Origin of the sequence: Paraburkholderia acidicola (genome assembly GCF_002362315.1) — a bacterium.
GTDB classification, from domain to species: Bacteria; Pseudomonadota; Gammaproteobacteria; order Burkholderiales; family Burkholderiaceae; genus Paraburkholderia; species Paraburkholderia acidicola.
Genome location: NZ_MTZV01000006.1, coordinates 867,352 through 888,740, shown reverse-complemented (window position 1 = coordinate 888,740; position 21,389 = coordinate 867,352). Strand labels below are relative to the sequence as shown.

General features: G+C 64.4%; 7 protein-coding genes. 5 read left to right on the top strand and 2 right to left on the bottom strand.

What is annotated here, in order from left to right; genetic code table 11:
• Window positions 1–33: 33 nt before the first annotated feature.
• The gene (locus tag BWP39_RS22770; protein ID WP_096724320.1) at window positions 34–168 is read right to left on the bottom strand and encodes an entericidin A/B family lipoprotein; all 135 of its coding nucleotides are present in this window, start codon (window positions 166–168) and stop codon (window positions 34–36) included.
• 179 nt (window positions 169–347) lie between these two features.
• On the opposite strand from BWP39_RS22770, the gene BWP39_RS22765 reads away from it, so the two are divergent.
• Window positions 348–2,387, top strand: coding sequence for a M3 family metallopeptidase (locus tag BWP39_RS22765; RefSeq protein WP_096724318.1), 2,040 nt, complete (start codon window positions 348–350; stop codon window positions 2,385–2,387).
• 78 nt (window positions 2,388–2,465) lie between these two features.
• Here the strand turns inward: BWP39_RS22765 and BWP39_RS22760 are convergent, their stop codons facing one another.
• Window positions 2,466–3,374, bottom strand: coding sequence for a helix-turn-helix transcriptional regulator (locus BWP39_RS22760; RefSeq protein ID WP_096724315.1), 909 nt, complete (start codon window positions 3,372–3,374; stop codon window positions 2,466–2,468).
• Window positions 3,375–3,672: 298 nt separating this feature from the next.
• On the opposite strand from BWP39_RS22760, the gene BWP39_RS22750 reads away from it, so the two are divergent.
• From BWP39_RS22750 to BWP39_RS22735, 4 genes are all read left to right on the top strand, one after another.
• Window positions 3,673–4,527, top strand: coding sequence for a helix-turn-helix transcriptional regulator (locus BWP39_RS22750; RefSeq protein WP_096724311.1), 855 nt, complete (start codon window positions 3,673–3,675; stop codon window positions 4,525–4,527).
• Window positions 4,528–5,263: 736 nt separating this feature from the next.
• On the top strand, window positions 5,264–6,142 hold the full coding sequence (locus BWP39_RS22745; protein WP_170043892.1) for a helix-turn-helix transcriptional regulator: 879 nt from the start codon (window positions 5,264–5,266) through the stop codon (window positions 6,140–6,142).
• A gap of 110 nt (window positions 6,143–6,252) precedes the next feature.
• Window positions 6,253–7,050 (top strand): putative hydro-lyase, encoded by a 798-nt coding sequence (locus BWP39_RS22740; protein ID WP_096724307.1) that lies wholly within the window; start codon window positions 6,253–6,255, stop codon window positions 7,048–7,050.
• Between the two features lie 164 nt (window positions 7,051–7,214).
• Window positions 7,215–21,320, top strand: a complete 14,106-nt coding sequence (locus BWP39_RS22735; RefSeq protein WP_096724305.1) for an LWXIA domain-containing protein — start codon at window positions 7,215–7,217, stop codon at window positions 21,318–21,320.
• Window positions 21,321–21,389: the final 69 nt, after the last annotated feature.

The window sequence follows — 21,389 nt, the reverse complement described above, 5'->3', positions numbered from 1 at the left end:
AGTGAGTACTGCGGGGCACGCTGGCCTGATGGGTTACTTCGCCTTGTCCGCCGCGTTGGAAATAGCCTGGCCACCGCTGGAGAGATCCTGACCGGCACCGGCAATCGTGTTGCAGGCCGCGAGGCCAGCGGTCAGAACGAGCAGCACGGCGATCATCGTACGTGTCATGAGTTTTCTCCGGTTAGGTGCGAATAGGTGTGGGTAGAAGCACCCGCTCACATTCTATGGCCGATCCGGTCAAGCGGGGTAAAGCGCCACTGGCTCTGCGACATGGCTCCCAGGGCGCGCGACCGCCGTGCCTTATCATGTGCGTTCCCTCCACCCTGACGCCCACAAGGCAGATCGAGATGACCGAGCACAGCAACCCGCTGTTACAGGACTGGCAAACGCCTTACCAGTTGCCGCCGTTCGCGCAGATCAAGCCTGAACATTTTGCCCCGGCTTTTGTCACATTGTTCGCCGAACATCTGGCCGAAATCGATGCACTGGCCGCACATCCGGAAGCACCCACGTTTGAGAACACCGTGGCCGCGTTCGACGCTGCGGGTGCGCGGCTTGCCCGTGTGCGCCTCGCTTTCGAAAACCTCTGCTTGTCCGAGTCGCCGCCCGCGCTGCAGGCGGTGGAACGCGAAATGGCGCCGCTGCTGGCCGCGCATGACAGCAAGGTCTCGATGCATGCCGCTTTCTTCGCGCGACTCGATGCGGTTCACGGTCAGGCGTCGCAGCTTGAACTGAACGAAGAACAGCAGCGCCTGCTGCAACGTCTGCATACCGATTTCGTGCGCACCGGCGCTACGTTGCAAGGCGCGCCGCGCGCGCGTTTTGCGGCGATCGCGGAGCGGCTCGCCGATCTCTACACGCAGTTCTCGCAGAACGTGCTGGCCGACGAATCGAGCTACCAGTTGCCGTTGAAAACCGAAGCCGATCTGGCCGGGCTACCCGACTTTCTGCGCGCCGCGGCGCGGAATGCAGCGCAAGAGCGCGGTGTAGATGGCTACGTGATTACGTTGTCGCGCTCGCTGGTGGTGCCGTTTCTCACACGCTCGACGCGCCGTGATTTGCGCGAGACCGCATGGCGTGCATGGACGAGCCGTGGCGAAACGCCAGGGCGCGACAACCGGCCGCTGGCCCGCGAGATCCTGATGTTGCGCCAGGAGCAGGCACGCCTGCTCGGCTACGACAGCTTCGCCGATTACGCGCTTGCTGACCGCATGGCCGGCAAGCCCGCGGCCGTGCACGACCTGTTCAGTCAGGTGTGGGAGCCCGCCAAAGCGAGTGCCGAGCAGGAGCGGCAGGCGCTGGTCGCGCAAGCCGCGGCACTGGGCGAACCGACCGATATCGAACCGTGGGACTGGTACTTCCTCGCCGAGAAAGTGCGCATGGCGCGCTACACGCTCGACGATGCCGAGGTCAAACCGTACTTCAGTCTGGACGCGATGATCGGGGCGATGTTCGATTGCGCCGGGCGTCTGTTCGGTGTGCGTTTCGTCGAGCAAACCGGCATCCCGCTGTATCACCCGGATGTCCGGCTGTGGGAAGTGCAGCGCGGCGACGAGCAGGTGGGCGTGTTCCTCGCCGACAACTTCGCGCGGCCCAACAAGAAGGGTGGCGCGTGGATGAGCGTGTATCGCAAGCAGACGCGCAACGGCGGTGCGGCGACACCGATCGTGGTGAACAACAACAACTTCGCGCGCGGCGGCGATGGGCCGACGCTGCTCAGCTTCGATGATGTGCGTACGCTGTTCCACGAATTCGGTCACGGCCTGCATGGATTGCTGTCCAGCGTGAGCTACTCCCGTCTGTCCGGTACCTGGGTGCCGCAAGACTATGTGGAACTGCCGTCGCAATTGATGGAGAACTGGGCCACCGTGCCCGACGTGCTGGCAAAGCATGCGCGCCACGTCACGACCGGCGAGCCGATTCCCGCGGCGTTGATCGAACGTATTCGCGCGTCGCAAACCTTCAATCTGGGCTTCGAGACAGTCGCCTATACGTCGTCGGCGCTGATCGACATGGCGCTGCATTCGCACGACGACCCGGCCGCTATCGACATCGCGAGTTTCGAAGCGCAGGAGCGCGAGCGTCTGCAAGTGCCGCGCGAAGTGGGTCTGCGTCACCGCCTGCCGCACTTCGCTCATATTTTTAGCGGCGACAGTTATGCGGCTGGTTACTACGTCTATATGTGGGCGGAAGTGCTGGAGGCAGAAGCATTCGATGCGTTCGAAGAAGCCGGCGACGCATTCGATCCGGTGCTGGCCGACAAACTGCAACGCTATATCTACAGCGCTGGCGACAGTCGTGAACAGCGCGCCGCATTCCGCGCGTTTCGCGGTCGCGATCCGCAAGCCGCGCCGATGTTACGCAAACGCGGTTTGCCGGCGGGTTGATGGCAGGATGCCGGCGCACTTTGCGTGCCGGCGAGGGAAGAAGGGGCACGCCGCGCGCGTGCCCCAAACCACCAACCGTCAGATCAGTTCCAGCTTCGACGTCAGATAGGTCAGCTCGATCCGGTTCGATACGCCGAAACGCTTGCGCAGTTTGCGCAGGTGATAGTCGACGTTGTGTGGACTGGTGTCGAGCCGCTTGCCGATTTCCTTGTCGGACGCGCCTTCGGCAATGCCGGTCAGCAGTCTCTGCTCGAACGCGGTGAGCCCGTTGACCGAGTGCTCGCGCGCGCTGGCGATCAGTTTCGGCGAGCTGAACTTGTGCACCGACAGTCCGATCGATAACGCCTGTTCGACCGTAGTGGGTGTGATCCAGTCGCGGTTCAGGCGTGGCGCAGTAAAGCTCATGAAAGCATGCAGACGCGTGCCCGGAATCCCCATCGAATACATGATGCCGCTGCACATGCCATCGCTGCGCATGGTTTGCAGGAAGTCGTCGAGCGCTTCGCGGTCGGCGGCCGACACCGTATCGCGGTCGCCATGCTGTTGCCGCAATTTGCGCAGGTCCCACACCATCGGCACGTTGCACATGCGCGCGCCGAACGTACGCGGGTCGACGTCGAAGTAGCGGCGCTCGACGTACTCGCCGCGATAATTGGCTGGCGCGAACGTATCGTGGACGAAGAGTCGTTGCACACACTCGTGCGTGTACTCGAGCGCGAAGTACGCGAACGTCGAAAAGCCGGTCAAGCGAACCAGACTCGCCACGATACGTGCGCGTTCCGCTTCGCTCTGCGCGCTCGCGAGCATCTCGGCGACGCCGAGCCGCGGCGAATCTTTCTGTTCGATGAAAACCTGCTTCGCGTCGTTGAAACGCACGACGGGAATCTGGCGCGTATGCGTTGCGTCGCCGTGCACGGCGAACGTATTCGGCGTGTCGTCGAAGATTTGATCGGCAGACGGGCTTTCGCACAAAGCGAGGTCGGGCATGGAGACGGTCCTTGACTCAACATCGCAGGATTTCGCACAGACGGACGATGGCAACAGGCTGCTGAACCAGGCCCTCACGCGCGAATACGCAACGACAAAAAAGAAGCAATTGGAGAAATTGCGAAGAAACATTCGAGCGGCGGACGGTGTACATGTCACGGACCACTCAAGTAACATATCGTAATATCAAAACGCGAGCTAACTCAAGCGGACTCGCGAAGAAAAAGAAGAAGAACACTAACGGACCAGAGCATATCGGGGCTCAAAAAGAATCGCCTGGCAGAACAAAGGACCCCTGATGCCCCTGTGTGAAGGCACACCTGTACTCGACTGGTTTTCGCACACCGATGTGCTCGCGCAGCGCGTTCGCCCCGCGTCCCACGTTCTGGATGAACCCGTGCCTGCACGCGGGGACACTGCTGTTCTTACCGCATGGCGCGACAACGTCGGCAAATCCGACCTGTTCGAATTCGATCTCGACGACTGTCGCGCGCAGATGCGACGCGCGGGCTTCAATACGCTCAACTACGGCGCGTACGAAATGATTGGCCAGCGGCTGCTGCACGCGCATCTGCTGCGGGATCTCGTGCCGGTGTCGTCGGTCCAGCCGTACTTCGAAGGCGCGTGGCACGAAGCCGACCCGCGCTTCGCCAATGTGCTGCAAAGCGGCTTTCCAGTGGCATGGCGGCTCGACTCTATCGAGGAGGAGGCGCAGCGAAGCGGCGACCGCCGCACGCGTGCGCTTGCCGCATCGTTGCGCGCGCATGCAATGAACAGCGGCGTGATCTTTAGCCTGTCGGCGCCGCAACTCGAACTGCGCATCGGCGTCGGGCTTACGTCGGAGATGCACGACTCCGACTGGATCGACGACCGCGTGACGGGCGCGGCGCTCGCAGTCAGCCTGAGCGTGCATCGCTTCGTGCAGCCGTTTCTCGAGGCACGCGTACGCGCTCGCCGCGCGATCACACTCGAACACGAACAGGAAGCCGTGCTCGAAAGGTTGGTGCAAGGTTTGTCCGACCAGGAGATCGCCGATGCGTTGAATCTGTCGCTGCACAAGGTCAGTTATCACATCCATCGACTCGAACGCACGTTTAACGTACACAACCGCGCACAGCTTGCTTATCTGGCTGCGCGACGCGTGCGCGCGTGAAGTTTTGCGCGGTGCCGGAGCGTGCCATGTGTTTCGTAGTGGATCGTGCCTCTACCTATCAAAGCACATGAATCGCTACGAGGTATCTGCCTTGTTGCGATGTAAGGCACCGCTACACTCGATCGAATTTGCATCACCTGCAGTACCGGTTTCATGGCGCGCTGCGCAGACTGCGTGGACGCGCGGCCTCATAACGGTTGCGCGCGCAAACATATTGCACGAGATCGGAGCAAGCGTTAAATCGCTCGCTCATATCGACATACATCTTGCGTGAGATGGGAGTAAGTGCCGTGGTACTCATTCTCGTTTGCAGTTAAAGCGTTAACTCAGCTCGATTGCTTTGCTTGATACCCGGGTCAGCACTTCAGTGCTCACCTGGGTGGACGGTTTTGCCTGAGGATCGAGCCAGCCTTAAAACGCTTACGCGCGGCGACGTCTTTGCTTAGAGGGGCGGCGGTGCTAAACCGCGGTCGATCTGCTGAACCGTCCTCAGGGTTTTCATCGACCACGAAGACCGCAAAGACCACCAGGACCGCGAAGCGCCAGGGCAACGACAGTCGCAATCGGTCGTGCGCACTTCAGTGCGCTCTATGTGCGCCGCGTCGTTAAGAAAAACTTGACACCTGTGCGCGCAATTACTTGCTGGCGCGCTGCCTGTTGCGGACATAACCTGAATACGCCCTAACTGCAAATGGCAACCAACGGAGCGTCTGCGATGTACGCAATGAATTCTGCAATGCGAACGGCAGTCATGTGCGCGAGCCGTGATGGCGACGAGCCGGGGTTGCCCGAGCCCGACCCTGCGCGACTCGACGTCCGTCATTTCGACGACAGCGATCAGCGCGCGCGCAGTGATCGCCATGACGTCGGCGCTGACGGTCAGATGCATCTTGCCGGCGACCTCGCCTCAGCACGGGGCGCCGACGAACGTGCGCGGCTCGTGCGCGGCATGCTAAGCCTCGTTGGTTTCAGCGAGCTTGCCTATGTCACGGTGCGGCGCGACGCACACGGAGAAATCGACCGGCTGTTCTTTGCGAATGGTTATCGTTCTGCGCATCTCGAACCTGGCTGGTTCGAGGCCGGGTTTCATCGCCGCGACGTCCGGCTCAAAGCCGCACTCACGAGCAATGCGCCGTTCGTGTGGGACCTGCACTCGATCACCGATGCGTGGCGGCATGCGGGCTCGCCGTCATCGTTCCGTCCGGCATTCGACGCGTTGCGCGACTGCGGCGCGTGCTGCGGGTTGATGTTCGGCATCCAGGTGCCGCAGACGTCGCTACGCGCGATCGTCAGCTTCGCATCGCCCACGCTGCACGCGGACTGGATCACGGATGGCGTGATCGCGCAGGCGCTCGTGCTTGGCCTGTCGGTCCATCAGCGCTGCTCGGCGACGGTGCGCGCGCTCGATCGCGGCGACGCCGCGAAGGATCTGTCGGACGTGCAGATGCGGATTCTCGGCTTTCTCGCGGCCGGCCTGTCCGACAAGGAAATCGCATTGCGGATGCAGACGACGTCGCACAACGTCGACTATCACCTGCGCCGTCTCAGGCAGAAGTGCAATGTCAGCAGCCGGACGCAGCTCGCGTTTCTCGCGGGACAGTTGCTGACTTCGTGACGCGCGTTCGCGTGAAATAGCCTGCTGGGCTTCAAGTCCGATGGCGACCCTCAACACGCTCAACACCGTCAACACCTTGCACCTGCAATAACACTCCCGGAGACGCTCCGATGCTTCACGAGCCACAACAATCACAGGAGTCACACGATTTTCGCCAGCGCGTGCGCACCCGAACCTTCACCGGCCCAACCGCCGGCCATTGCGGCGGCTACGCGCAAGCCAACCTCGCGATCGTTCCCGCGGAATTCGCCGGCGACTTCCTGCGCTTCTGTGTGAGCAACCCGCGCGCGTGCCCGCTGCTCGGCGTGACCGAAGCGGGGCAGTGGAACATTCCCGCGCTCGGCCAGGACCTCGACGTGCGCACGGATGTGCCCGGCTACAACGTCTATCGCCACGGCGAACTGTGCGAGCAACCGGTCGATCTGCGCGAATTGTGGCGCGACGATCTCGTCACGTTCGCGATCGGCTGTTCGTTCTCGTTCGAGCAGATGCTCGCGCAGGAGCACATTCCGTTGCGGCACGTCGACGAAGGCGTCAACGTGCCGATGTACCGCACGTCGATCGACAACCAGCGCGCGGGACGCTTCGGCGGCAAGCTCGTCGTGTCGATGCGGCCGATGAGCGGTGCGCACGCGGTGCGCGCGGTGCAGATCACGAGTCGCTTCCCGGCGGTACATGGCGCGCCGATCCATATCGGCAGTCCGGCGGCGCTCGGCATTCGCGATCTGTCGCGTCCCGACTACGGCGACGCCGTGTCGATCCACGAGCACGAGGTGCCGGTGTTCTGGGCGTGCGGCGTGACACCGCAAAGCGCACTGGAAAGCGCGAAGCTGCCGTTTGCGATCGCGCATCGTCCGGGGCACATGCTGATGACCGACATCCCGAACGCGTCGCTAGCGGCGCTGTGAGCGCACGACCGACGCGCATCGCCCATCCGTCCTGCCGAAATCCGTAGCGTTTCGGCGCGTGCTCAGGTCTGCGGCGCGAAACTACGAAACTGGCGTCTGGACGCTCGATTCGGCTTCCCATAGCCTGATCTCTTGATGGCCGAGAACCCGCCAGGAGAAGACGTATGCTGATCGGACCGGATGGACAAAGTGTGCCGATGCACTACACGCCGCCGCCTCCGCCGCCACCTCCGACGGCGAACGATGTGTCGACGGCAAAGCAGGCACTGCAAAAGCAACTAGGCAACAACGCGCCCGACGACAGCGCGGCGCTCAAAGCCGCCATCCAGAAGATCCAGCAGGAAAACGCCCAACTGACCCAGGAAGCGCTCGCGCGCGCCGCGATCCTGGTGCAGGAGCAGTACGACGCGAGCCATCACCAGGTGCAGAATCCCGCGGTCGATCCGGTCAAGGAGGCCGAGAGTCAGGTCGCGCTCACGCATCAGTTCGATAACCCGACGCTCGATGCTGCAGCGAACGCGCTGTCGAACAGTCCGCTCGCGACCGCAGCCGCCGGTACATCGAACGCGCCGCCCGTCTCGCTCACCGACGCGCGCAATTCGATCCAGTCCGGTCTCGATGCGGGCCTGAGCTGGCAGGAAGCCGTCAACGCCGCGCGCGTGCAGTTCGTTGGTCAGGCGCAGAACGAAACGGTGCTCGACGAAGCGGCGCTGACCATCAAGGGCGACCAGCTCGAGAGCGGTCCCGATGGCGCGAGCGGCAATGAGTTGAACGATGCCGCGCAGCAGGTGGCCGGGCTGCATCTGTTCGCCGGCGCAAACGACAAGGCCGCGCTCGCCGCGTTAACCGTCACGTCGAAGCAGCCAGGCGTGCCCGCGGGCGACGCGAAACTCGCGGATTCGGCGTGGGCCACGCTGCAGAAAGACAAGGCCGCGCACGCGAGCGCTGCACAGCTCGCCCAGGACCAGCAGGCCTACGATCAGTCGCTCACGACGGAACTCGACCACGCCGCGAACCAGCCGGTGGGCGGCGCGCAGACGTGGCTGAGCGATCCGTCGAAGAGCGACCTGCGCTGGCAGGCCGAGCAGGCCGTGGTGGCAGCGAACACGGCGACCGGTCTGACCGGCGCGCCGACCACCAGCGACGTCCTCACGTCGCTGCGCGCTGCGCAGATCGTCGATACGGTCGACGCCGCACGCGGCGCCGGCACGCCGAACGCAGCCGCGAATCTCAAGGCGGCGCAGACACTGACGCAACTGCTGCACGGCGCCGCGCCGACCAGCGCGCTGTACCAGCAGGCGATGGGCGACGCGCGCACGGTCTCGCTGCAGCAGGCCGCGCTTGCCGACGTCACCGGCGCGCACGGCGACAATCCGCAGAACACGCTCGTCGCCGAAGGCAATGCGCTCTCCAGCTATCGCAACACGGCGCTGTTTCCGGAACTGTCGAAAGCGGTGCTGGCATCGTCGGCGACGCAGCACAATCTCGAGGCCGTCGGCACGCCGGGCCAGCTCACCGATATCGCGAATCTGCTCGACCCGCTCGCGAAAGCGTCGCCGGAACTCGCGCAGGCGTTGTACGCGAAGCTGCAGGGCAAGATCGTCTCGCTGGTCAACGAGGGGCCGCAGTACATCTTCGCCGGTATGGAAACGCTGCAGCAGATGGACTCGTACTACGGTCCGCTTGCGCGCATCGTCGATGACGCGGGTGGCCCGCAGAGCGCGGCTGCACAGCCCGTCGTGAGCGCGCTGAAGACGACCTTGCAGCAACGGCAGACGCAGATGACGCGCGAGCAGAACGCGGGTCTGCTGTCGACCCAGAATCCGTTCCAGCCGCTCGCCTATCTGAACAACCCGCAACTGAACGATCCGACTGCGCTGTATCAGGCGCTCATCAACCAGGATCCGAACAGCGCGCTCGGCAAGACACTCATGCAGTACGTCGGGCTCAAGGCGCAGCCGGCGGTGCTCAAGCCGGCCGCCGACGCCGCCGGCACGCTCGCGACTGCGCAGGCCGCTCTCGCGACGCAGTTGCCGTCTTCCGGGCCGCAGCCGGATGCGGCGGCGATGCAGAAGGCGCTGGCAGCGGCACAGAAGGCGTGGGCAGCAGACCCGAAAAATCCACCGATCAGCGACAAGACGTGGGCCGAGGCAGCGATTGCCGTGCAGGCCCAGGCCGATGCGCGCGCCATCAATGCCGGCACCGCGAAGGCGCCGGCGGATCTGATCGCGCAGGCGTCGGGTGAAGTCACCGCGGATCAGGTGTTTGATGCCGACACGATGAACTCGGCTACCGGTGCGCTGCAAAGTGGTCAGATTGCCGATGGTGGTCTGCAGCCGAAGATGGCGATGGCGGACCAGACCGGTCAGCCGAACGCAGCGCAGTATCTGCAGGGGCTCATCGCCGACGGCATGACGATGCCCGAGGCGATCGTGCTGACGCGGGCGTTTCTGGGTGGTTCATCGAGTTCCGAAGTGACGCTCGCGCAGGCGGCGCTGACCGCGCAGGGTGCACAGAATCTGTCCGCGTACTACCAGGATCCAACCAGCGGGGACCCGATCGCGAACGCTGTGCCGCAGTTGAAGAAGTTGAACGTGATCGATCCAGCGACCATCGATCTCGCGGCGAACGGCGGGCCCGGCGTGATCGGCATGGTGCAGCAGGTCACGCCGGACATGCATGCGCTGTCGGGCGCACGCCACGATCCGGGGCTGATCGACAAGGTGAACACCGCGTATAGCGCGTGGGTAGCGGCGCAGAAGTCAGCCGGTCAGAAAGACAGTACGCCCGCGCAGAACCAGGCTGCGGCCACGGCGTTGCAGCAGTATCACGCGGCGCTGTCCGCCGCGCTCAATGCAGCCGCGGGGCACGCACCCGACGACAGCAGCTGGCAATCGAATCCGCTCTACGTGGACACGATGTGGCAGGCGCAGAACACGCTGGAAATGACCGCGCTTTCGTCGCAACTCCAGGCCGCCGCCGACGCGGGCAAGGATTCGCCGGAATACACCGCGCTGCAGGCCGATTTCACGCAGTGGCAGAACGGCCTCGACGCGCTGCAGGTCATCGCCCAGGTACAACACGCGCAACAGAGTGCGCCCGGCAGCGACACGGACCCTACGGCGGGCGACGTCGCGGCCGCGCAGACGCTCACCAGCAATATCTACGGTCTCACTGCAAACGATCCGCTCTATGTGCAGGTGATGGGCGACCCGGCGATCCAGAGTCTGCAGGCCTCGGCGCTGAAATCCGTGACGGACGCCGCCGCCGCGCCGATGGCGTGTACCGTCAACAACGACGGCGACCCGAGCGTGACTGCGCGCCTGCATGCTGAAGGCACACGGCTGCAGGCTTACTCGGGCACGATGCTGTACAAGCAGTTGCTCGATGGTGTCGCGAACGATCCCACCACGCAGAAGTTGTTCTCGGAGATTCACGCGTCGGTATTCGGCCAGAAGAGCGACGAAGACAAACTGAAGACGCTGGCCGGTATCGTCGAAGGTACGAGCCCGGATCTTGCCGCCATGTTGATCCATCAGATGTTCACGCCGGGCGGCAAGGGCGCATCGTTCGACCCGGCGCAACTCGTCGCGTGGACGAAGAGTGCAAACGACCTGGCGCCGGTCTCGCGTATCTACGTCGCAGCGGGCGGCGCACCGAACGCCGACATGACGACATTGCGCCAGGCGCTCGAATCGATGGTCACGGGCGACGAGAACTTCGGCAAGGTCGGCTACAGCTCGCGGCTCAACACACAGACCATCGTCGACCAGGGCGGTGCGGTCGTGTGGGGCGAGGATCTGGGGCTCGGCGACCTGAAGAAGCACGGCGTGCAGATGCAGCTCGCGCAGGACATGCTCGACGACGACCCGAACAGCGACCTCGGTGTCGAAATCGCACGCGAAACGGGCTTCTCGAATCTCGGCAAACCGGCCACGCCGGTCAGCGTGCGCGCAGCGGGCACGGCTGCGCCCGCTGCGGCTGCGGCTAGCGCGTCCGACCGTAGTCCGGTCGTCACGCCAGGCAATCATCTTGCCGGTCTGCAGTGGCAGGACGGTATGCAAGTCGTCACGAGCTACAACGCATTCCTCAATCAGCTTGGCGAAGCCAACAACCTCCAGACCGACTATTCGCCCAACACGCTTGCCGACGAGCAGGCGCTCGCACTCGGCAACTTCGCGCTGTACAACCCGGACGACAAGGTGTTCGACCAGAACCATCGCGTCACCACGCTCGGCCAGGTCGCAGATAGCCTGATGCACGGCGAAGGCGTGATGACCCCCTCCGGCGATGCACCGTTGACGATCGCGTCGCTCTCAGGCGAATGGTGGAACACGCGCACGCCGGGCGAGAACCAGGCGGCGACCGCCGATTTCACACTGCTCGAAGGCATCTCAGGCAGCGGTCAGTTGATCGACGTCGGTCCTGCCGACACGACGGTGCGCACCGGCTATTCGAACTGGCAATCCAATACCGGTTTCGACAAGGGCTACATGCTCGTGCAGCCGCACTGGGTCACCGACGCCAATGGTGTCGTGCAGATGGGCAGCGCGTACTTCGTCGACTACAAGCCCTACGAGCACTGGTACGACTGGGACAACCTGAAGAACGACCTCGAAATGGGCGGCATGATCGTCGCCGGTATCGTCGCCATGATCGCCGTGCCGGAAGGCTCGGCGCTGTGGCTGGTAGCGCTGTCCGAAGCCGCCGATGCGTACTTCGCGGTGACTGCCGCGATGGGCACTGTGAGCGCGCTGAAACAGTTGAGCGCGCCCGGCGGCACGCACAAGTGGACCAACTGGTTGAGCCTCGCCGCGAACGCGTTTGGCGGTGCGGCGAGCGGACTCGGTGTGCTGGCGCGTACCGGCACGATCATGGACCGTGCCGCGGTGGGTTCCGGCGCGTTCGTCGACGCCTCGCGGGTGGTGACGGTATCGCGCGATGCAACGCCACTCGAATTCGCGCGTGCGAAGGTCGACGCGCAACTATTGGGCACGCGGGCTGTGCGCGGCTTCGATGATTCGCGACTCGCGCGCTTGTTGACGAATCGTCTGGTGCAAAACGGCAGGCTGCTGGAAACCGTAGATACAACCCGTGCGCTGCACGCGATGCAGGAGTCCGCGCTATTCCGGTTGACGGGGCTCGGCGCGATGGGTACGAACCTGGCGTCGATGGGCGTGCAAGGTTACCAGTTGCTGACGACACCCGGCCAGGCAAGCACACAGGACTGGTTGAACCTGCTGAGCTCGGCGGGGCTGATGGCATCGGGCATTGGGCTCGAACGGATCCGCGCGGGCGATCCGGACGTGGGGGCGGCGCGCGTGCAGGCGGTCAACGAGAGGATGCCCGCAGGCGTACGTCTGCTCGATTCGGGCGACGTGGCGGTTACGTTGTCGCGGCTGGGCGACCTCAGTCATGACGACGAGGTGCGGATTGCGCTGCTGACCGGGAGGAAGTCGATTGCGGGTGTGAGCCAGACCATCACCGCGCTGCGCGATCATTACTGGTTGCCGCGCGCGGGTGACGAGGCTGCCTCGAGCGGCTTCGACGAACCGCTCACGGTAGAACAGGTGGCGACGCTGAACAAGGGGCTACCGTCCGGCATTTCGATCGCCGGTTCGGGCGATCTGATACTTGGAGCCGCGAAGGGACGCGAGACCGTTGCGCAGAATGCTGCGCTCGTTGCCGCACTGCGCGAGCTGAGTGGGTCTCCCGACGGCGGACTGCCGGCGCGCGTTGCGCTGACGGACACGCCGGTGGACGCAGCTACCTACGAGGCGATGTTTCCGCACATCGATACGCTGCAGGCATTCTGGCAGCATGTGGAGAACGCGACGAAACAGGCGCAGCAGAACGACGGTGTGCGCCCCAACACATGGCCCGATGAAACCGGGACCGCGGCGGCCCAGGCGGCGTGGTCCGAGCTGCCCGGCGAATGGAAGCTGCCGAATCCGGCCCTCCTGCAGAACTCCGTATTCGGCGGGTCGGCAGATTCATTGAGTCAGCAGCACATGGAGGGTCTCGATCGCACGAGCCGCGCGGCGAGCGGGCTGCTCGATGCTGCCAGGCTCGATGCGCGCGACATGCTGCGCGTGCTGAACGGGGAGGTGAACCGGCGGGACGGCTATGCAATCCAGCGCGCGCTGTACGAGCAGCGCTTCAACGGCTCGCGTGATACGAACGAATTTGGCATCACGAGTACCAACCGGAATGAGGCCTGGTTTCAGCGTCTGATACGGCGCGGCGACGTGCCGTACTGGGACCTGAGCGACGAGCAGATTGCTGCACAGGGTGCCCGCCTCGACGTGTTCGGCAACGCAGACGACAGCCCGTTCCGCACCGCAGAGGGCAATGTGCGTGTGCGGCTGCACTACTCGGAAGAGGCGGACCTGAAGCGCATGACAGACGCATTCGGTCCGCCAACGGACACTGAGCCCGCCATCATGACGAGTTCGCTGCGCACGGTGCAGATTGAAACGCAGAACGGCTGGCAGCTAATGAAATTCTCGATGCCCGACGGGTCTATCTTCGGCTACTCGGACGGCGACAAGACACTCGCACCGGACAAGGTGGCAGCGGCCGTGCAGGCATCGGACGCGGCGCGTGATTTCCCCGATATCGCCGGCGAACCGGCGGGCCTGTCGCTGGATCTCGGCGACCAGAACCGGCCTGTCACGCAGCTATGGCGCACGATGCCGGTCGCGGAACGCGGTTACCAGGCCGGCGACTTCGTCGCGCCGCTGCATGTTTTCACTTCGGACAAGTTCGCGAATACACCGCTCGGCACGCGCTTCTTCGGCACTGACGTCAGCGACAGCCGCCTCACCCCGCAGCAACAATGGCTCACTCAGGAACTCGCACCGAAAATCGGCGACACGCTGCTGCGCATGATCATGGATCTGCACGTGCATCCGATGCTGCACGAGCAGAACGTCGACGTCGTTGTCAGCGCGAGCGGTCATGTGCTCGATGTGGTCGTGAAGGATCTGAGCGACCTGAGGTTCGACCCGCGCGCAGCCGCTGTTTCCGGTAACCACAACACGGGTGTTCCGGCGTCTGCTGCGACGTTGCTGTATGACCCGAGCCAGTATTCGAGTACCCAGGCGCAGTTCGACCAGGTCGTGCAGTTTCACGACGCGTATCTTGCCCAGATGGGCAATCACTTCGAAGAACCCGTCGCTCAGCACGAAAATCTGTTGCTCGGGGCGATCGCCGATCACATCGTCACGTCGATGCAGGCGCGCGTGCCGGCGGACTGGCGTGCAACCCGCGCCGGTGCCTCAAGCACCTCAAGCGTGGATAACGAGTCCGTGCATACGTCGCGCATCGCCGCCGCGCGCGAGCTGCTGCTCGATTTCGCGGAGCAGGGTGGCGCGGGCGCGGCGGATGCTGCGCGCGGGCGCGGCGATGCAGCCGGTCCGGCCACACCGGAGCAAGCGGCGCAGGCGCGCGTGACAGTGTTCACGAACACGCAGGACACGCTCGCGGCAAACGGACAACGTACGGGCGGCATCGATGCGGATTCGCTCGCGCCGATCGATGTGGTCGGCGAACAGAATGCGGGCGAGCAGCGCGAGCGTCAGCAGCGTGCCCGCGCGCTTCTCGAACAGAGCAACGACGAGAACGTGCGTTCGAATGCTGTGGGCACTGTGCGTGTGCAGAGCGTGAACAGCGAAGAAGAGTCACGCGGAACAGGCGGCGGGGCCAGACAGGAAGAGCAGGAGCAGCAGGAGCAGGGCATACGGCAGGCGCCAGCAAAACAGACGGTTGTATCTGCGCAAGATTCGTCGGCGGTGACACGTGCCGACGCGGATCAGGTTCCCGACTCGCAGCGCGCGCCGCAAACGGCCCAATCCTCCGATACCGCATCCAGCGACGCTGTCAAAGAAAGTACCGCTTCACCGTCGCACACGTCTACGACCGGCGTCGCGGCCGGCCAGACCATCACGCGTTACGACGTGATGAATGCGATCCGCGTAATCAACGCGCGCTTCCGTGATCTGATCCTGCCGTCGCGGGTGCCGAACGAAGACCAGGTGGCGTTGCTCGACGCGCAGGCATTCGCCGCTGCACGGGAACAAGCGGCAAGCGAAGGCCGCGGTTCTTTCGACGAGACGGTCACCGGTTTCACCGTGGTCGACGGCACGATGACGATCGGCGGACGCGAGGTGCGCGTCGTGTTGCCTGCAGCCGTCGCGCCGGAGAACGTCGGCGCTTCGTCGCCACTGATGCACGACATGCTGCACTTTGCGCAGAGCCCGGAGTTCGTTGCGTGGTCGCGCGATCTGAACGCACGGCTCAATGCGGATGAGCAGGTGCGCGCGAACGGCTGGTTCGGTATCGATACGCACGAGGGCTTGACCGAGCTATTCAACGTCAGGCTCGCAGGCGGCGCGAGCGCGCCCGATGGCGGTGACGTGTCGTTCGAACAGCACGTGTACGAGAGCTATCGACAGGGTTACGCTGCGATTCTTTATCCGCTCGATGGCGCGGCCAACGAGGTTGTTGTTGAGAAGATCGGTGAGCACACCGCGGCGCTCGCGTACTTCCAGGCCGACTCCGATGCACTCGCCGCATACGAAGAGGCGATGTTCGACGTCTACCGGAATTCGCCGCCGAGCCTGATCGATCTGCGCAATTTCGTCGCGAGTCGCACGGAACCGGACGGCGTGGGCGATCGCGCCGCGCTCGATACGTCACCCGATACCTCACCCGCGACGCCGCAAGCTGACGGCACGACGGAAAAGACCGCGGCAACCGCTGCGAGCGATCACGATTCGAGCCCTGCGCAGACCACCACCGCAAACGAAGCGCAAGCAGAAGCAGAGGCTGCGCGGCTCACCTCGCGTCTGCTCGACGAAGTGCGTAACGGCACGCGCGGTACGGTCGAAGCTGCCGCGGCACGTGGAAATCGCTGGCGCCGCGGCGCGGCTTCGGTCGGGCATTGGTTCGCTGCGAATAACCGTGGCAACGCGACGGGAGCTGCCGAGGAGCAGGCACCGGCCGCCAACGCCGCGCACACGCAAGCACCCGCAGCCAAAACTGCCAGTGCGCAGGCACCAGCAGCCAACGCACCGAGTGCGCGGGCACCCGCTGCCAAAGCCGCCAGTGCGCAGGCAACCGTCTCACCCGCCTCACCAGGCAGCGCCATTCCCGATGCACAGCGCGCGCAACAAGCCAACGCATCGCTCGATGCCGCTCTCGACCAGGTACTGGCGACCGATGCGAACTCGCTCGATGCAATCGACGCCGCGATTCGCGACAGCGCGGGTCCGCTGTCCGGCGCACTAGGCGCCAAAGGCGCGCGCATCGGCAGCCCGAAGACGTATCTGGACAAGCTTGTGGCGCTCGCCGCGAGCCGCAGTGCGAAGGGCAGCGACAGCGTACGCATGGATACCGATGCGCCGCTCGACGCGCGAGCCGTGGGCGACAAGAGCGCCCATACGGCGACCTACCAGTTCCTGCGCGATCGCGCGGTGCGCCCGACAGCCGCAAGCGTGACCGATCAGATCTACATCGGCGTGAAGCCGCGCTTCGTGCCTGAGGTGACGCGTTATCTGGTCGAGAAGTTCGTCGATGATCCCGCCACGTGGCCGGCTGTCGAAGGTGTCGAGGTGCTCGGACCGCGCTCGGCACACACGGAACATGGCAATGTGATTATGAGTGTCGCTGGCGATCACATGCGCGAGCGCGTCCTCGATGAGCTCGCTCGCTATCAGAAGAAGCATGCCGGACACTTCATCGACACGATCGCACCGGTGCTCGCCGAGCCGCGCCTGCGGGCGATCTCGGTGCGCGCACGTGCAACCGATGCGATGACTCAACATGCGAACGCTTCGCTCGACGAGGCGCTGGCCGCGCGTTTCGGCATCACGTCGCCGGTGCCCGCTGATCAGTTGCGTTCGCTGGCGATCCTGTTCGCGCGAGAAGACACCGAAGCGGCCCGCCAGGCTGCCAACGCGGCGGGTGAGCCGTTCGACGAAACCGCGGCGTTGCGCGCCAACACGCGAGCGCGTTTCGCGTCATTCGGCTTCGCTCCGGACAACCCCGCGCGAGTCCATCCGCATGACGCCGCTGCTCTATACGGCGACCGCAATGGCGAACGGCAGACGGTCAGTCCGGACATGCCCGCGTTGCAACCTGAAGCGCGCCCCGGCGGGCAGGCGCAGGAAGACGTCTGGCGCAACGCGGGCAGCCCGCGTGCGGCCGCCGGCGCTGACCACGTGGTGCTCGGTCACCAGACCTTGTGGGCCGCGCTGCCGATGTACGAATACGGGATGCTGCGCGAGCCCGAGGATACCTGGGTGTATGCGTTGCACGTCGACCAGAAGAAGGTGGGCAATCCGCTCACGGTCGATCTCAAATCGGTGCAGGCGTACGGCATCATTCACGCAGGCACGAATCACATCGAATGGCAGTCCGGTCGTCCGAAGGATGTCGCCGATGCGCGCAGTCGCGACGAACTGCTTGGCGAAGCACCGAAGGGCAAGGCGCACGCCGTGGTGCTCACAAAAGCGACGCCGGATCAGCTGAAGGCAGGCGAGACCTTCGATGCCACGCACTGGTACAAGAACGTACATGAGTTGCCGCTGCCCGACGGCGCCACATGGAAAGATCGTGCACATGGCAACCGTGACAATCCCGACAGCAACGTGAACGCCGCGGCATTGCGGGCGCCGATCGCCATCGGCAAGCGCTACGCCGATGCCGGTGAAACCGGCCCGGGCTATTTCGCGAGCAAGCATCTGATGGTGAACCTCGGTCGCGCACAGGTGCCGATGTTCGATCCGGCGACCGGGCGGATCTACTGGTACGACGTGCACAACCACTTCACGACGTTCGCCAAGCCGCGTAGTGCAGGTGCCCGGGCATTCTCCCGCCGCATGCGTCTTGGTCCGCAGATGGCAGACCTCGGCGACGGAATGCAACCGGTCTTCACGCTGATGTCGCTGCCGTACTCGACCCGCGGGAACGCCGGCAACTGGCTGCCTTACACGGGGCACGGCGTGGCGGAAATCGCGTCGTCGCTGCACGGCGATTTCCGCCTGTTCGACAACTACCGCGACAAGCTCACACCCGAAGAGCAACGGCGTTTCATTCCCTGCATCGTCGGCGTCGAAAACATGGCGCTCAACGACATACGGTTCCACGGGCACCGCGTATCGCCACAGGCGCATCTCGCGATGCTTGCGCTCGGCTACCCGGAGATCGACCGGGTCATGATCGGCGAAGTGAACGTCGACATGAAGGAGATGATGACCGCGTTGCGTGGCCGTCCGCTGCCTCAGCAGATCCATCCGGTCGGCTATGGAGAGATGGGCACGGACGTGGCGCGGGTCGCGGCGGCGCGTGCGGAGATCATCGAGGCAGCACGCGTGTCGGGGCTGCACATGGTCGTGCATGCCGACAAGGGCTGGATCCAGCATGGCCGCGATGGTCTGCCGATTCGCGGCAGGGAGGCAGGCCAGAACTTCCACAAGCTGATGCTCTCGTTCATGCAGGCGGGTCCGTACGACCTGTCCGGCTACCTCGAGCATTTCAATGACCCCGACTTCGTCATGACCGACGACGTGATCCGGGACATCGTCAATCACGCACCGTCGCAGCAACCGGCGAGCATCCAGCACGCGCATATGTTTGGCCTCGGCAACTGGTCGGAACCGTCACTGAACCACTTCGCCGACATCGAATGGATTCTGCGCAATCCGCTGCTGAACCACGTACTGAGCGACGACTCGTGGTATCCGGTCAAGCAGGGCACGCACCTCGACCCGCAAATGCGGGAGGCGTTGATGCGCATCCTGCAGCAGCACCGGACCATGTATGGCGGCGACCAGGTGAATTCGCAGTCGCTGATCCAGGCGAGCGCACCGTGGGGCTACGAGCAAGGATTGCTGCGCGATCTCTCGGCCAACGACCCGCTTACGCTGAACCGGTACGCAGGTGGCATTGCGCATGACGTGGTCGAGCGCAGCGTGGGAGGCTGGGCGTGGTTCCGTTACCAGTCGATCGCGAGTCAGGATCCGGCGGTGCGAGCCTATTACGATTCGCTGCCCAAAGATCGTCAGGAACAACTCGGGAAGTGGAAGGCGGCCTACGAGCAGGCCCATCCGGGTGTGCATCCTGATGGAGACCCACCCACCGACGTGTGGAATGGCAAGGACATCATCACCCAGGCGCGCGCAGCGGGCGTGTCGCCGGCAGATCCCGCCAACGAAGGACCTGAGACGATTCGTCTGCTCGCGCCGGCCGTACTCGACGGCTCGGTGACCGATGGCGAGATCGCCGACGCGTTCGATCACAGCAAGCTGGCTGCGATGATCGATAGCAAGCAGGGGATTCCATCGGCAAGCACGCCGGACCCCACGGTCACCGGTGCCGCGATACCCGATCCCGCGACGAGCGGGCCGGGTGCGCCTGGCAGCTATCTGAATGACGTCTACACGCACAACGCAGCCCTGTTGCAGACCAGCCGCGAGGCTGCGACGCAGATGCTCAACGGCCGACCGTTCAACAAGACGGAACTCGAGCTCCTGCAGACGTGGCGCACAGACCATGGCCATGCGCCGCTGACCGAAGGCGCAATGCAGGCTGGACACGACATTGCGCTGGCCGGCGGCCGGACGCTTGCCTATCAGCTGATCAAGATGGCGGACATCGATCGGGTCGACCGTGTTCAGGCCGAGAACGGTGCCTCGGTACGCGAGACCAGCGAGCGGCGCAACATCGCGATCGTCGTCAGCCTTGGCGCGAGCGCGGCCGCCATCGTGGCGCTCGGTATCACCGCGTTGCGCTTCGACCTGATTACGCCCGCCGCCACGGCGGGCGCGTTGCTCGTACGCGCGCTGGCGTCGGATCTGAAAGTGGCGAGCACGCAGCTCAACCGCAAGACTACCGAGGTGGTTCAGGAGCAGTCGTTGCTCGGCCGCTGGTCGCGTGGGCTGATGACGCTTCAGCAGAAGCGGCTCACACGCAACATCGCGAGCGCAGGTCTCGATCCTGCGCGCGCGGAGGGAGCGGTGCAGGTGCTCGGCGAGGTCCGCGCTTCGGCGGCGATGGGGCAACTGATGCCGGTGAACGTCGACAACGGCGAAGACGCGGCTGCGCGGCAGACGTTCGTGATGGGCGAAGCATCGAGCATGTCGCCGCGCGTCGATCAGCAGACGGGGGTATCGAGCGGCACGCTCGAGCCGACCAACTTCGCGACGCGTACCGGCGCGGTGTTGTCGCTTGCGACGGCGTTCGCGTACAGCGAGGGCGTGCTCAACTCGATCCACGGCGGGCTCACGTGGTCGATGCCGCTGCTGCTGGTCGGCAATACGCTGTTCACTGCGTATCAACTGGTGGGCGGTATCAGCGGGCTCGCGCGCAAGAACTTCACCGAACTCACGTTCGTGCGCAAGACGATGAACCTCGTGGGCTGGCCGGCAATCGCGGCGGGTAACACGATGCTGACCGCGCAGTCGGTATTCCTCGGTGTGACCGCGCCGACCCTGGGGCTGAAAATCGCGGAAGGCGCGATGGCGGCGGCCGCGTTCGGTGTCTCGTATGCGACGGTTCGGATTTCACGCGTCGCGATGCGTGTCGAGTTGGCCGGACCGCGATCGGAAGAGAGCGGTGTGGTCGAAGCGCCGCGCGTCATTCCGAAGCTCACGGTTGGCGCATCGTTCGGGCTCATCGGGCTTGGTGTGGCCGGGCTGATTCTCGCCCAGGCGAAGAAGGACGCGAAGCATCGGCCGACGCCGCCTGGTTCGGGTGGCACGGGGACGCCGGGTGGTTCGCCGACGAGTCCTGTTTCACCGACGACTGGCGCTTCACCGACGGGTTCGTCGCCAGCGGGTGCTTCACCGACGGGTGCTTCACCGACGGGTGCTTCACCAACGGGTGCTTCACCGACGAGTTCTCCATCACCGGGCGCTTCGTCGAGCAACCCGTCGCCAACGGCTTCGCCCGGCGGCCAGAAGACCGGCAATGGATCGACCCCAAACGGAGGTACCGGCTCGCATGTCGGCTCGACCAACCCAAACGGTGCAAGCCCGCTCACCTACACCGTGCAACGCGACGATTCGCTGTGGACGATCAGCGACGATCATCTACGCGAAATCCTGTCAGCCGGGCAGGTCGCAACCGCAGAAGCGCAAGGGCACAACGCCGAGGTGGAGACAGCACTCGAACAGCTACTGCAGTTGAACCCCGGCTTCGACGCGAACCCCGATCTGATTTTCGCGGGCCAGACGGTGGTGTTGAATCCGGATCCGCCGAGCCGTTGAACGCATCGCAGCGCGTCGGGTCAAGGTTGCCCGGCGCGCTGTGCTGTGCTGAAAGTATGGGACCGTGTG

Bases quoted from the DNA above. Each gene is read 5' to 3' on its own strand.
- BWP39_RS22765 (WP_096724318.1), top strand. From the start codon at position 348: ATGACCGAGCACAGCAACCCGCTGTTACAGGACTGGCAAACGCCTTAC.
- BWP39_RS22760 (WP_096724315.1), bottom strand. From the start codon at position 3,374: ATGCCCGACCTCGCTTTGTGCGAAAGCCCGTCTGCCGATCAAATCTTC.
- BWP39_RS22740 (WP_096724307.1), top strand. From the start codon at position 6,253: ATGCTTCACGAGCCACAACAATCACAGGAGTCACACGATTTTCGCCAG.
- BWP39_RS22750 (WP_096724311.1), top strand. From the start codon at position 3,673: ATGCCCCTGTGTGAAGGCACACCTGTACTCGACTGGTTTTCGCACACC.
- BWP39_RS22770 (WP_096724320.1), bottom strand. From the start codon at position 168: ATGACACGTACGATGATCGCCGTGCTGCTCGTTCTGACCGCTGGCCTC.
- BWP39_RS22735 (WP_096724305.1), top strand. From the start codon at position 7,215: ATGCTGATCGGACCGGATGGACAAAGTGTGCCGATGCACTACACGCCG.
- BWP39_RS22745 (WP_170043892.1), top strand. From the start codon at position 5,264: ATGCGAACGGCAGTCATGTGCGCGAGCCGTGATGGCGACGAGCCGGGG.